Origin of the sequence: Methylobacter sp., from assembly GCF_004322395.1 — a bacterium.
Lineage (GTDB): Bacteria > Pseudomonadota > Gammaproteobacteria > Methylococcales > Methylomonadaceae > Methylobacter_A.
In genome coordinates, this window is sequence record NZ_SCTW01000143.1 from 87,787 (window position 1) to 100,989 (window position 13,203).

General features: G+C 47.7%; 11 protein-coding genes. 4 read left to right on the forward strand and 7 right to left on the reverse strand.

Features of this window, described 5'->3' with window-relative positions:
- Positions 1-1,167: a response regulator gene (locus EPO18_RS18945; protein WP_292436124.1), complete on the forward strand. Its 1,167-nt coding sequence runs from the start codon at positions 1-3 to the stop codon at positions 1,165-1,167.
- Between the two features lie 27 nt (positions 1,168-1,194).
- Positions 1,195-2,769 carry an ATP-binding response regulator gene (locus tag EPO18_RS18950; RefSeq protein ID WP_292436126.1) on the forward strand — a complete coding sequence of 525 codons (1,575 nt, stop codon included), beginning with the start codon at positions 1,195-1,197 and terminating at the stop codon, positions 2,767-2,769.
- 380 nt (positions 2,770-3,149) lie between these two features.
- Here the strand turns inward: EPO18_RS18950 and EPO18_RS18955 are convergent, their stop codons facing one another.
- The gene (locus EPO18_RS18955) at positions 3,150-3,932 is read right to left on the reverse strand and encodes a hypothetical protein (RefSeq protein ID WP_292436128.1); all 783 of its coding nucleotides are present in this window, start codon (positions 3,930-3,932) and stop codon (positions 3,150-3,152) included.
- Between the two features lie 476 nt (positions 3,933-4,408).
- On the opposite strand from EPO18_RS18955, the gene EPO18_RS18960 reads away from it, so the two are divergent.
- Positions 4,409-4,738: a DUF2845 domain-containing protein gene (locus EPO18_RS18960; protein ID WP_292436129.1), complete on the forward strand. Its 330-nt coding sequence runs from the start codon at positions 4,409-4,411 to the stop codon at positions 4,736-4,738.
- Positions 4,739-4,802: 64 nt separating this feature from the next.
- Here the strand turns inward: EPO18_RS18960 and EPO18_RS18965 are convergent, their stop codons facing one another.
- The 6 genes from EPO18_RS18965 to EPO18_RS18990 all read right to left on the reverse strand — a co-directional run bounded on the left by EPO18_RS18965 (position 4,803) and on the right by EPO18_RS18990 (position 11,310).
- Positions 4,803-6,467, reverse strand: a complete 1,665-nt coding sequence (locus tag EPO18_RS18965) for an ABC1 kinase family protein (RefSeq protein ID WP_292436131.1) — start codon at positions 6,465-6,467, stop codon at positions 4,803-4,805.
- Between the two features lie 27 nt (positions 6,468-6,494).
- Complete coding sequence (locus tag EPO18_RS18970; RefSeq protein ID WP_292436133.1) at positions 6,495-7,124, reverse strand: DUF6781 family protein; 630 nt, start codon at positions 7,122-7,124, stop codon at positions 6,495-6,497.
- A 95-nt stretch (positions 7,125-7,219) separates the two neighbouring features.
- Positions 7,220-8,236 (reverse strand): NADPH-dependent aldehyde reductase Ahr, encoded by a 1,017-nt coding sequence (gene ahr, locus EPO18_RS18975; protein ID WP_292436135.1) that lies wholly within the window; start codon positions 8,234-8,236, stop codon positions 7,220-7,222.
- A gap of 114 nt (positions 8,237-8,350) precedes the next feature.
- Positions 8,351-9,322, reverse strand: a complete 972-nt coding sequence (locus tag EPO18_RS18980) for a hypothetical protein (protein ID WP_292436137.1) — start codon at positions 9,320-9,322, stop codon at positions 8,351-8,353.
- A 40-nt stretch (positions 9,323-9,362) separates the two neighbouring features.
- Positions 9,363-10,628 carry an adenosylhomocysteinase gene (gene ahcY, locus EPO18_RS18985; protein WP_292436139.1) on the reverse strand — a complete coding sequence of 422 codons (1,266 nt, stop codon included), beginning with the start codon at positions 10,626-10,628 and terminating at the stop codon, positions 9,363-9,365.
- Positions 10,618-11,310, reverse strand: coding sequence for a protein-L-isoaspartate(D-aspartate) O-methyltransferase (locus EPO18_RS18990; protein WP_292436141.1), 693 nt, complete (start codon positions 11,308-11,310; stop codon positions 10,618-10,620). The genes ahcY and EPO18_RS18990 overlap by 11 nt, the downstream gene beginning before the upstream one ends.
- Before the next feature lie 189 nt (positions 11,311-11,499).
- On the opposite strand from EPO18_RS18990, the gene EPO18_RS18995 reads away from it, so the two are divergent.
- Positions 11,500-12,525: a zinc-dependent alcohol dehydrogenase family protein gene (locus EPO18_RS18995; protein WP_292436144.1), complete on the forward strand. Its 1,026-nt coding sequence runs from the start codon at positions 11,500-11,502 to the stop codon at positions 12,523-12,525.
- The last annotated feature ends 678 nt before the right edge of the window (positions 12,526-13,203 follow it).

Sequence of the window (13,203 nt, forward strand, 5' to 3'; positions counted from 1 at the left end):
ATGATAGACGCACCTGACTCTCTAGAAAAAGCAACTGTGCTGGTAGTGGACGATACCCCGGACAATCTGTCCTTAATGAGCGGACTGCTTGAGGATGACTACATTGTCAGGCTTGCCAACAGTGGCGAAAGGGCGCTCAAGATTGCCCGGTCCGACACGCCGCCCGACCTGATTTTACTGGATATTATGATGCCGGAGATGGACGGGTATGAGGTATGCAGACTGTTACGAACGGAGGCAAAAACGCGAGACATCCCGGTGATTTTTTTGACGGCAAAATCCGAGGTTAACGATGAGACCAAAGGTTTTGAACTGGGCGCAGTTGATTACATTACCAAACCGATCAGCCCTCCAATCGTAAAGGCACGGGTCAAAACCCATCTCGGCATGAAAAGAATGTATGATTTTTTGAAGGATCATTCCGCATTTCTTGAAGATGAAGTTTCCCAGCGCACCAAAGAGATCATGGCGATCCAGGATGTGACGATATTGGCGATGGCTTCGTTGGCGGAAACCCGCGATTCGGACACCGGCAATCATATTCGCCGGACCCAATATTACGTCAAGGCGTTAGCGAATAAGCTGAAACATCATCCGCGCTTTGCGCATTTCCTGACGGATCGCAACATTAATATGCTGTTTAAATCGGCACCCTTGCACGATATTGGCAAGGTGGGCATTCCTGACCGCATATTGCTTAAGCCGGGACGCTTTAATGCGCATGAAATGGAAATCATGAAAACTCACACGACGCTGGGCCGGGATGCGATCCAGCATGCTGAAAATGCGCTTGGCATCAAGGTTGAATTTTTGACTGTGGCCAAGGAAATTGCTTACGGCCACCAAGAAAAATGGGATGGCAGCGGTTATCCCGAAGGACTTTCCGGCGACAATATACCGATATCGGCGCGTCTGATGGCAGTGGCGGATGTGTATGACGCCCTGATCAGCCGTCGTGTCTATAAGAATGGCATGCCGCATGAAAAAGCGGTGCAAATCATTATTGAAGGCAAGGGCAGTCATTTCGATCCGGACATGGTGGATGCCTTTTTAGATTTGCAGGAAGAATTCAAGGCAATTGCGACGCGCTTTGCCGACTCGGACGCGGACATAAATAAGAAAGCTCAATATCTGGAACAGGCTATCGCTGAACAAGTCCGACTCTAATTAAATACTGCTTCTGCCGGAAGAATAATGTTAATCACCAAACACACCAACTTGCTCGTTGTGGACGATAAACAGCCTATGCGTACGGTGATATCAAGCCAATTGAGAGCCTTTGGCGCCGTAAAAATTGCGCAAGTTGCTAATGGCCGGGAAGCTTTAATTCTGTTGAAAAATCAGCCCTTCGACATAATCCTGTCCGACTGGAACATGCCGGTGATGGATGGGCTGGAACTGCTTAAGGCGGTTCGTGCGGATAAAATGCTCTGTCATTTACCCTTTGTGATGATCACAGCGGAAACTGAACGGGGCCGTATTGCGGAGGCCATTATCTCCGGTGTCAGTGATTTTCTTGTAAAACCGTACAACGCCAAGACTCTGTTAAAACGGGTTGAAAAAGCCTTGTCATGGAAGCCCAGAAACATCTCTGCCATGCCCTCCGTGGGAACATCAAGCTCGATGGAACCGGAGAGAAAAGAACCGATACAGCCGACCATCCTGATCGTCGATGACATACCCGACAATCTGCAATTACTTGCAGACTTGTTCAAGGACGAATACCGGGTCCGTGTTGCGCATAACGGTAAGAAAGCACTCGATATATGTACCTCTGAAAATGCGCCGGATCTGGTTCTTCTCGACATCATGATGCCCGACATGGACGGCTTTGAGGTGGCAAAGCGGATGCGTGAGCATCCCGAATCGGAACATATTCCAGTCATTTTTGTTACGGCCATGACGGACAATGACACCCGCCTTAAAGGCCTGGAACTGGGAGCCGTTGATTTTGTCACCAAGCCTATTGATCCGGATGTACTGATTCCCCGCGTGCGCAATTTCATGCGTTATGTGGAATTGCACAAACAATTGCAAGATGACTATGACTCAATGTTGGATAATGCCCGCTTAAGAGAAGATGTGGAGCATATTACCCGCCACGACTTGAAGAACCCTTTGTCAGGCGTCATTGGCTTAATACAATCCTTGGCGGAAGATGAGTCGATGAATCGTAAACAAATCGATCAACTTCGCTTAGCCGAAGAAACCGCACTGGAGGCGCTCAATATAATCAACTTGTCTTCGGAGCTTTACAAAATTGAGACGGGGCGATTTAAGCTCGATGCCCAACCGATAATAATCGGTGACATCTTACGCCGTATTGCCGAAATTTGCCGCAGCACTTTCAATGGCAAACACATCACAATATCGGTGGCAACAGACGTCACTTCAGTTAATAGAGAAATACCCCATAGCTTGGGTGACGCCATGTTTTGTTACTCCTTGTTTCAAAACTTAATAAAAAATGCCTGCGAGGCGGCGCCGGAAAATAGCCGCGTTGTCGTTACGTTGATCGATAGCGATCCGCTCGAGATCACGATCCAGAACAACGGTGTGGTCCCAGCCCCGATAAGAGAGCATTTCTTCGACAAATTTGTCACTCATGGTAAATCAAGTGGTACTGGGCTTGGCACTTATTCTGCGAAGCTGCTCACCGAAGCTCAAAACGGCAGCATTTCTTTAGACGTTTCCGATGAGAAAAACCTGAGCACCGTCACGGTTAGATTGCCAAGACACAGGGAAATATCCACAAAAGCGGCTGGTTAATCGCTCTTATCTGTATTAATTCAGACTCCACACCGATATCAATATTGCTCAGCTTCTTTTTTAAGCGAGTATCCAAGAAGTTCCGTCAAAGCTCCCCTGCCGCCCAACATATAGCTAACCCCGGTGTTGCGTGGCTTAATCGCGTAGCGACCGAAGAAGGCGAATTACAATTACAAGATAATCTACCCTGCCAAATACCGATTTGCCAATGGTGCGGCACCCGAATATTAGCGGGATTTAGAAATACGTCGGTGATAAAGAGTAAAATCACAGCTTAAAACCGGAAGGCGTTTTAAAAAAGGCCAACATCTAATGCGCAATGAAAGATTACTTACCGTGTGAGTACAAAAAAGCATGCATACACCCTATCCGGATCGACATCACCGGAGCAGGAAGCTCGCAAAACGATCCCATGCACTGGTCATAGCCAACTGCATGATCAATGCGTTGGAGGCGATAAGCCCTGCATATCCCATAGCAAACCACTTGTCCAACGATCGTGTCAGTAACGACTTGATAACAAGAAAAAACAACCCAACCATCAGCGTCCCAAAGAATGGGCCAAATACCACCTCCCACACAGTGCCATGATAAAGGGCGGTAAGGAAATCGATACGGCTGATGGCTGCCGACATTGCTGCCAGCGCGGCTAATAGCATCATTGGCCGATGTATCTCCGGCCGACGTCGTTTCAACACGCCGACAATCACAAAACCGGCGAAGATCATGATACTAATAATTGGGACGGCCATGAATTGTTTAGGCGTCAACCCCCATATCCTCATGTCGGGCGGACTGATTAGCGTCGATTCAATCCCCAGCCGGAAGCCGAAAACAATGATGCAGGCCGCAAGCACTGCGCCGCATCGCCCGAGCATCATATGACCACGGCGGTTACCGGCCACAATCAACAGCGGCTGGATTAAAAGCAACAGCATCCATGCAGACATACCGATACCGTGTAGGATAAGCAATGTCCGTATCGGCGAAGCAAGTTCACGATCGGGATAGGCCTTACCGTGCAGGTAAAACTGCTGAAAACCAAGGAGCATCAGAGCAAACAGTAGTGCGGCAGCTCCGGAATAAAACAGGCGTACGTTATTTGGCGTGGAAAGCACCTTTGCTTGAGGTTCATCGAGTGGTAAAGTTTGGTTGGAATTCATATCTTAAAAACCCTGACTTTATTTTGAATTTAAATTATCGTAAATTGTAATCATTAATTCCGCAACTAAACGCTTTTGTATTAATTTTTCTATCGTCTCGGCAATTGTTAAAGGAGCATTTTTCTGTCCCGCATTGCCTACATGGATGTAGGTACTTAGCGTGAGCAGGAGCGGAAGCTGCGCCTAAAGCGCCTACTGTTGGTGCTCTCGATTGCTATTCCAGACGCAATTCTACCTCCGCCGTCCTTGGAGTCGTATCTCCTGCGTCTATGCAGTCGTGGATTCGCTGCCGGAATGACGTTGGTCACGTTGGGCATTCTCATTAAAACCGATAGGTGTTAAGGCCAAACATGTTTTTATCCCCAACATCATCCTGTTTCAGTATAGAATGAATTTCTGGCTTGCTTTCGATCACCGGATACCAAAATTATGCCGTCTAATCTAATTAACAAGATTATGCTTTAGAGGTTTATGCAATGAAAAATACCGCTATTGGAGTCTTAGTTCTAAGTTTATGCTGCTTGAATACCGCATTGGCGATGAAATGCGGACACAACCTGGTTGTTGAGGGCGATTATAAAAACGAGGTAATTGCTCTATGCGGTCAACCGGACTCAGTTGAAACTCATACTGAAATTGTGGGTAGGACGCTACATTTCCCATTTAGAACCCTTGATATGCAAGAATATATAGAGATCCAAGTAGAAGAATGGATATACAACTTCGGCCCTTTCCGTTTCAAGCAATACCTTCGCTTCGAAAATGGCATATTAGTAGAAGTTAAAAGTTTAGGACGAGGTTATTAAAACAATTTCTTCTTTTATTCATGAAACATGGAAAACAGCATTAGCTATACTCGATCTGTAATGGTCATCGCCCGCTTTTCCAAATAGAAAGCAGTAACCAGATCCCTCCTACAGTGGCAAAAGAATATCCCAGGAAGCCGAATGCCGGTAAGCCGAATAGTTTCGGCCCGCCTTCTACCGTCATAATAATGGAAGAGCCGATAATAAGCGCGGCTGTCACTATGCCCATGGTTAAGCGGCTAATCGCAATATCGATATGATTAACATACTGACCAAGGCGCCTGACGTTAATATCAACCTGAAAGGCGCCCTTCCTCGATGCGCGCAACAGTTTACGCAGGTCTTTAGGCAAGCTTGCTAACAGATCGGTAACGCTGACCAGGTTACGCCAGCCCCGATGAGCGATAGCTTCCGGCCTGTAGCGTTCCATCATGATTTTTCGAATATAGGGTGCGGTAAAAACCAGGGTATTAAATTCCGGGTTAAGGTGCCTGCCCAGACCGTCCATCGTGATATAAGCTTTGATTAACAAGGCGAGATCGGCTGGCAATATCAATTTATGATCCCTTAATATTGACATCAAATCACTCATCATGGCGGCAAGGCTTAAATCCTTTAGTGCCAGCGAACTATATTGGTCAACGAAAGCTTCAATATCAATTGTCAGCACTTGCTCATCGGTATAAATATTGTCCGACCAGTCTTCAAGTATCTCGGCAACTTTAATGGGCAGGTGATTAGTCATGCCGTACAACAAGCCGACAACCTGCTCCCTGCGATCGTCCGTTAAACGGCCAACCATGCCGAAATCGATAAATGCCAGTTTGTTATCCGGCAAATAAAACACATTGCCGGCATGCGGGTCGGCATGAAAAAAACCGTCTTCCATAATCATTTTCATGACCGCCCCGGTGCCGCGATCGGCCAGCAATTTTCTGTCAAGTCCGGCTTCGTCCACCGCAGCAACATCCCTGCCCTGGATACCTTGAATATACTCCTGCACATTGAGTCTTTCGCAGGTCCATTGCCAATATACTTTAGGAATCTTAATATTGGGATCATCGGCCAAATTTGCGGCTACCCGTTCCGCATTTCTGCATTCAGCGGCAAGATCTAGCTCCCGATTCAAGGATTGATTGAACTGACGGAGGACTTCTTTCGGATGAAATCGGCGAATCTCCGACGATTCGGATTGTGCAATATCGACAATACGGTTCAAAAGGCGCAAATCGGCATCGATGATCTTTTGCAGTCCGGGTCTGCGAATTTTTAAAACAACCGGCGACCCGTCCTTGAGTACGGCTTTATGAACCTGGGCAATTGAGGCCGCGGCAAGAGGTTGTCTATCGACTTCTAAAAAAAACTCATCGATATTGCCGCCAAGATCTTCTTCAAGTTGGGGTAGCAACTCTTCAAAAGGCATAGGAGGGATCTGATCCTGAAGCTTTTCAAATTCGGCAATATATTGAGGCGAGAATAAATCGACGCGTGTCGCAAGGATCTGTCCCAATTTAATGAAAGTAGGCCCCAACTCTTCCAGTACACGACGTATGCGTTGCGGCGTATCGAGCTTTACATAGTCGTCCACATGCTGCCAATGCAGTACTCTGCCTGCGCGCTCCAATGCCTTACCCACACCCAAACCGCGAACAAAGCTGCCGAATCCGTAACGTATTAAAACTGTGGCAATATCTTGAACGCGGCCCATATCCCTGGTTGCGCTTAACATTTCCCATAACATTGTCTTTACTGAATTTTATTTTTTGGAATGAGATGGCTGTAGACTTTCGGCAATGCCTAATAAAATACCGCTGCCGATTTTAGCTAACGTTGAAGCCGTAGCAGCCGCACTGGATATAACAATGTCCGTACTTATCTTCGGCAGTTCCGCAAGCGCTTTCAGGGCGATCACAGCTTGCTTGCCGACTGCCGTTCCGCTTTTATGCGCATGATCAATAAAATCATTAACAATGTCGGCAGTAACCTGAGTACTGCCTTTAGCGACTTTCTCCAGCGTATCGATAAACAATCGCTCCATGCCCCGTATGTCTTTAATTGCGTCATTAAAATCATGCTGGGAAGTCACTTTGGAAGCCGCCTCTTGAATAGCCAGTGTCGATGCTTCTGTCGCAATTGCCAACGCATCATCCAATGCCGTGGCTGCATGTGCAAAAATCTCCGAAGCATGCTCATCGTGACCGACGATGCCCTCGCTAATGCCTTTGCCGACTGCCTCGGTAACGTTCTTGATATTTTCTATATCCAGTTGCCCTTTTGTCAGCGCTTTTAAGGTTATCTCCTTAACCTGCCGGTGAACATCGGTTCCCGATTCAACCGCATCCCGGACTTCATCTGTAACGTCTTGTTGTTGGCCTGTTTCAGTCATAGTCGTTCTCCAAATCAGTATAAAAAGAACTTTTCTCAATCGATTTAAAAACAAAATACATCATATGTAATGGCTTCTTTTAGCGTTTAACCCGGCTAAACAAAATCCGTATCAAGTACTATGCGATAACGCGCTTTACCCGTAGCCAAATGTTCAAGAGCATCGTTTACTTTGCTCATCGGGAAATGTTCGACTTGCGGAGCAATATTATGCCGCGCTGCAAAGTCAAGCATGGTTGAAATTGCCGAGGGGCCTCCAGTCGGTGACCCCGATACACTCTTTTGCCCGAAGATCAGGTCAAGGGCAGAAATCGGCATTGGCTCAAGAACTGCGCCTACGACATGCAGGCGCCCATTGGGTTTGAGTGTTTTCAACATCGCAGCCCAATCCAATGACGTGTTGACCGTAACAATCAATATGTCCAGCGAATTTGCGATTTGCTGCATAGCCGAGCTGTCGCGGCTGGATACGACGTGATGAGCGCCGAATCCTCTGGCCTCGTCAGCCTTGGACGGGTTAGAGGTGAAAGCCGTCACTTCACAGCCCCAGGCGTTGGCAAATTTAAGACCCATATGCCCCAGGCCGCCGATACCGACGATGCCGACGCGGTCAGTCGGTTTGACGTCGAACGTCAACAGTGGCGAAAAAACAGTGATGCCGCCACATAATAACGGGCCTGCGCTGGTAATATCGAGTGCGTCAGGCAATGGGATTGTCCAGACCCAATGCGCTCTAACCCTATCCGCAAAACCGCCCTGATGCCCGACTATCGTCGGCACGGCTTCTGCACAAAGATTATTGTTTCCTGTCATGCATTCGTGACAGTGCATGCAACTGACGGCGTTCCACCCTACCCCGACCTTTTGTCCGACCTGCAAGCCTTTAACGTAATCGCCTATAGCGACGATGCGTCCGACCGCTTCATGGCCCAAAATAACGGGATATTGAGACAATCCCCATTCGTTGTTGATGATCGATAGATCGGAATGGCAAAGGCCGCAATATTGGACCGCAATTTCAACCTCTTCCGGACCGAGTGGGCCTGCGTTGTAGGTAAAAGGTTCAAGTTTCTGCTTCGCGCCGCGCGAAGCCCATCCACGAATTTCGTTCATTGTGATTCCTCTTTTTTGGTACTAAAAGTTGGAAGGTCAATATCGGCTCATTTCGTGCCACAATGGTTCAACTGTATGTACGGGCTGCTCACCCTGATATTTTTGTCCTCAAAATTACATGGCGTCAAAGCTACTTAACATATCTGCTTCATAATTTAGGCTGATGCACTTTTTTCTAGCCGAAGCAGGCGCATACAAAAAATCTTTGTAAGGTAAATTTTCTTTGTCGGCCTTATTTAATTTACCTTTTTCTATCATCCAACGTCGCTGAAAATAATCTAAAAAAAGATCCGGCATATTCCATTTTTCCGATTCAAAAAAGAATCGACTATCAAAATTGGTTTCAGACTGCCAATGCAAATAAGGCATCCTTCCTACGGGTTCGGACAGATAAAAGCTGCTATAAATCTCCATGATTTTTTTTTGCTTACGAAGAATAATAAACAACGGTATATTTGGCAGGCTATCGTAGACAAAAACGCCCAATGTCCCGCTGTCCCTTTCATTAATACGTCCTGCTATATCTTCAAGCGATGTTAAAAACAATCGGTTATATTGCCTGAATTCATCGACGCCGAAGCCTATTATTTCGCTCGCGCAAAGTTCTGAAATCGGGCAATCCTTCAAAATAAGCATCCTGACATGAACGCCTTTTTTAATGGCAAGCTCAAACTCCCTGCAATGATGTTTGTATCGTGGATCAAAGGTAATTAACCAGTAAACGTAATCGTCTGGATACAGGCTATGCATGATCTCGGAAAAATCCAACTCTTTCTCGGTTATCCCTAAAAATCCCCGTTTTTTAGCATTGATCACCGTCCCATCGATATACTTTGTCAACACGTTATGAAATATCTTTTCGGTTTCTCTACGCTCTTCGGTAGCAATTATCCAATGATGAAAAAATCCCACTGAAATGACTACCGATGTGAACAAGCCGAATTCAGCGATTATCTTTAACAGCCAGACATATTCTTTATCGCCAAGGTCGGCTGCCAAGACTCCAAAAATCTTATAGACGGTAAATCCCCCAAAAATAAGAACCAGCGCAAAAAGCCATTTCAGGATATTAATATTTGATGACATATTCTATTGCCCCTACCCATTTAATTGGGCCTATAAATGGTTATGTACCTTCTTTCCATGATGACAGGTAAGTTTGCTGTTCCCGGCTTAAGCTGTCGATACTCAAGCGCATCGCCGCCAGTTTCATCACAGCAACTTGTCGATCAATATCGGTAGGCACCGGGTACACAGCGTTTTTAAGATCAGCGCCATGCTGCCACAAATAGGCAATGCTCAAGGCTTGATTGGCAAAACTTACATCCATGACGGTGGCTGGATGCCCTTCTGCGGCAGCCAGGTTAACCAACCGTCCTCCAGCCAGCAGCCGAACGGTTCGCCCGTTTTTAAGCTGATAAGCCTCAACGCCGGAACGCGGACGATGTTTTTTTATGGACAATTTTTCCAGCGCCGGGATGTTGATTTCAACATTAAAATGCCCGGAATTGGCGATCACGCAATCATCTTTGATGACTTCAAAATGCGCTTGATCCAACACATGCTTGTTGCCGGTTGCGGTAACAATAAAATCCGAACAGACCGCAGCATCAAGCATAGGCATAACGCGAAAGCCATCCATAGCAGCTTCCAGCGCTCTCAACGGATCGACTTCGGTGATAATGACTTGCGCGCCGTGACCTTTAGCTCGCATCGCAATACCGCGGCCGCACCAGCCGTAACCGGCAACAGTAAAAGTTTTTCCGGCCAGCAGTATATTGGTCGATCGTATAATCCCGTCCAGCGTGCTTTGACCCGTGCCGTAGCGGTTATCGAACAGGTGCTTGGTCATCGCATCGTTAACGGCAATTACCGGAAATCTGAGTGCATGATCCGCCGCCATCGCACGCAGGCGAATGACGCCTGTTGTGGTTTCTTCGGTTCCTCCTATAACCTCGGCCAACAACTCGCTGCGGTTTTTATGCAATTCGCTAACCAGATCGGCGCCGTCATCCAAAGTCAGTTGAGGCTTATGATCCAGCGCTTGAGCTATATGCCGGTAATAAGCACTGCCGTCTTCGCCGCAAATCGCAAAGGTAGGAATATGATAATGCTGCACCAGCACGGCAGCGACATCATCCTGGGTACTAAGGGGATTGCTGGCGCATAGAACGATTTCCGCACCACCCGCTTTCAAGGTGCGAGCCAGATTGGCGGTCTCTGTGGTGATATGCAAACAGCCGCTGATCCGCGCTCCCGCCAAGGGTCGTTCCTTGACAAAGCGATCATGGATAGCGCTCAGCACGGGCATCTCGGTCAGCGCCCACTCAACACGCTCGCGTCCCTGATTAGCCAGCGATAAGTCTTTTATATCAAAGCGGTTATTCATCATGAAGATCACCGAAGTCTTTTGTTTCCGTATTGCGCCCATCGTTAAGCGGTACAAAACTGACGCCAAGAATATTTCGAGACTCAATTTTGCCATCGGCATTTTTTTCTAAAACTATTAATTCCTGATAGCTGTAAGCCACACCTACCGGTATAACCAGCCGAGCACCGGTGCCTAGTTGATCAATTAGGGCTTCGGGAATATAAGCTGCGGCCGCAGTGACTATAATGCCGTCAAAGGGCGCATGCTCCGGCCAACCTAAATGACCGTCGCCGGTACGGACTGTTACATTGGTGTAGCCCATTTTTTTTAGTTGTCGACGTGCTTTGATAGACAACTCTTCAATTATTTCCAGCGAATAAACGTATTTAACCAGTTTAGAAAGGATAGCCGTCTGATAGCCGGAACCGGTACCTATTTCCAGGATGGTATCGGTGGGTTTGGGGTTCAATAAGTCGGTCATCAGCGCAACAATGTAAGGCTGGGAAATAGTCTGTCCCGAGCCGATCGGAGCCGGACCGTTAGCGTAGGCAAGGAAGCGAAAGTCCGCAGGTAAAAACTTATGTCGCGGCACCTGTTTTATGGCTTCCATAACTTTGTCATTCAATGCGTCTTTACCGATCAGATGACGGGTCAACTTAACTTCCGTTTCAATGTCATTCAACATGCGTTGCAGACCATTCATTAATTATGCTCCGGGGATATTTTACTTGAGGGGAATGCTCTATTAGGAATCGGTCTCATGCACGGATAGCTGGTTTTTTCAATATAAATAATAATTTCAACATAACCTTTACAGCGTTTCAATTGGGGACATTACTGATAGCTTTGATACAAAATCTATAGCAAAATTGAAATCGAATGGGGTGAGATTATGAAAGCGATGGTCTTGAAAGCGCTCTGTAACCTTAAAGAAAACCACGTACCGCTGAAATTGATGGACCTACCTGTTCCGGTTCTCCGCGAACAGGAAATCCTGCTGAAAGTTTCAGCCTGCGGAGTTTGTCACACCGAATTGGATGAAATTGAAGGACGCACCCCGCCGCCGCAATTACCGATAGTTCCTGGGCATCAGGTGGTCGGCCGGGTCGAAGCCGTCGGTGCTCAAGTAACTACCGCAAAAATAGGCGACAGAATGGGCGTTGCCTGGATTTTCTCCGCTTGCGGCGTCTGTAAATTCTGTCTGGCAGGCAATGAAAATCTGTGCCCAACTTTTGCCGCGACCGGCCGTGACGCCAATGGCGGCTATGCCCAATATATGACTGTTGCAGAAAGCTTCGCTTATGCAATTCCGAAGGTATTTTCCGATCTACAGGTGGCTCCGTTGCTGTGCGCCGGTGCAATAGGCTACCGGTCGTTACGCTTGACGGGTCTATGCGACGGCCAAAGATTGGGGCTAACCGGTTTTGGCGCGTCGGCGCATCTGGTGCTAAAAATGGCACAGCACTTGTATCCGACTAGCGAAGTCTACGTTTTTGCCCGAAGCGCCGAAGAAAGAGCATTTGCCGAAGAAATCGGTGCGGTATGGGCAGGAGACACTAACGAACGAGCGCCTTATAAACTGGACAGCATCATCGATACTACCCCGGCATGGAAGCCTGTCGTTGAAGCGTTGGCGAATCTTGAATCCGGCGGCAGGCTGGTGATTAATGCGATCCGCAAGGAAACCGATAATCGCAGCTTGCTGAGCCTGGATTATCCAACGCATCTCTGGCAGGAAAAAGAGCTAAAGAGCGTAGCCAACATTACTCGAGGCGATGTAAAGGAGTTTTTAAGTTTGGCGGCTGGAATGAACCTTCAGCCGGAGATTCAGGTATTTGCGTTGGAACAGGCAAATGAGGCGTTGATCGAACTGGACATGGGAAAGATTCGCGGAGCCAAGGTGTTGAAAGTTGACTGATTCCAATAACTACAATTTGTCCAGGAAAAGCACGAAAAACACGAAAAAAATCATATGTAAAATCCCTACAGCTATTATAGAACAGCCCGGTTTCCCGATCGTAATACTGCCCTGGAAAGCGGAGGTTGAACACGAAGTTGCCTAAGCCAGAAGGATTCTGCTCCGGCAGGCTGTTGCCGAACGTCGGATTCCCTGATCCAGACGAGTTTGTTGTCTTCCGGGCGGGTGATGATTCTCGGCGTGCCCAGGTGGTCGGCATGGATGTAGTAGAGGTCGGTTGTGGTAGCTTGGCTGGTTGCCGGCTTCAGCACCGCGACCGGCAAGTCGCCGAGCCAGACGATTTCCTGGATCAAGTGGCCTGAGGGGTCGTATTCGCCGGTCAGATGGCCTTGTTCGTCGTAGAAGTATTGACTGCTGTTTCCGGCGCTGGTTTTGCTGATGCGCTGGCCGAGCGCGTTATAACGCTATAAGGTGCGCTAACCATAGGATGCTGCCGACGTAAGGAGGCGCATCGCTCGCGAGTGATGCGTTTCACTGCGTTCCGCACATCCTATCGAGCTGTTGACGATCAACATCATTACGATAAATGTCTTCCCGAGCGTTACCTCGCGCAGTCACATGATACAGCGCCCCGGCAAACTCAATTCTTAAAGGCCTCGCCATCTGTACATCCAATAT

What these genes read in the sequence shown, in the direction of transcription:
- EPO18_RS18945 (WP_292436124.1), top strand. Translation starts at nt 1, where the DNA reads ATGATAGACGCACCTGACTCTCTAGAAAAAGCAACTGTGCTGGTAGTG.
- EPO18_RS18950 (WP_292436126.1), top strand. Translation starts at nt 1,195, where the DNA reads ATGTTAATCACCAAACACACCAACTTGCTCGTTGTGGACGATAAACAG.
- EPO18_RS18955 (WP_292436128.1), bottom strand. Translation starts at nt 3,932, where the DNA reads ATGAATTCCAACCAAACTTTACCACTCGATGAACCTCAAGCAAAGGTG.
- EPO18_RS18960 (WP_292436129.1), top strand. Translation starts at nt 4,409, where the DNA reads ATGAAAAATACCGCTATTGGAGTCTTAGTTCTAAGTTTATGCTGCTTG.
- EPO18_RS18965 (WP_292436131.1), bottom strand. Translation starts at nt 6,467, where the DNA reads ATGTTAAGCGCAACCAGGGATATGGGCCGCGTTCAAGATATTGCCACA.
- EPO18_RS18970 (WP_292436133.1), bottom strand. Translation starts at nt 7,124, where the DNA reads ATGACTGAAACAGGCCAACAACAAGACGTTACAGATGAAGTCCGGGAT.
- ahr (WP_292436135.1), bottom strand. Translation starts at nt 8,236, where the DNA reads ATGAACGAAATTCGTGGATGGGCTTCGCGCGGCGCGAAGCAGAAACTT.
- EPO18_RS18980 (WP_292436137.1), bottom strand. Translation starts at nt 9,322, where the DNA reads ATGTCATCAAATATTAATATCCTGAAATGGCTTTTTGCGCTGGTTCTT.
- ahcY (WP_292436139.1), bottom strand. Translation starts at nt 10,628, where the DNA reads ATGATGAATAACCGCTTTGATATAAAAGACTTATCGCTGGCTAATCAG.
- EPO18_RS18990 (WP_292436141.1), bottom strand. Translation starts at nt 11,310, where the DNA reads ATGAATGGTCTGCAACGCATGTTGAATGACATTGAAACGGAAGTTAAG.
- EPO18_RS18995 (WP_292436144.1), top strand. Translation starts at nt 11,500, where the DNA reads ATGAAAGCGATGGTCTTGAAAGCGCTCTGTAACCTTAAAGAAAACCAC.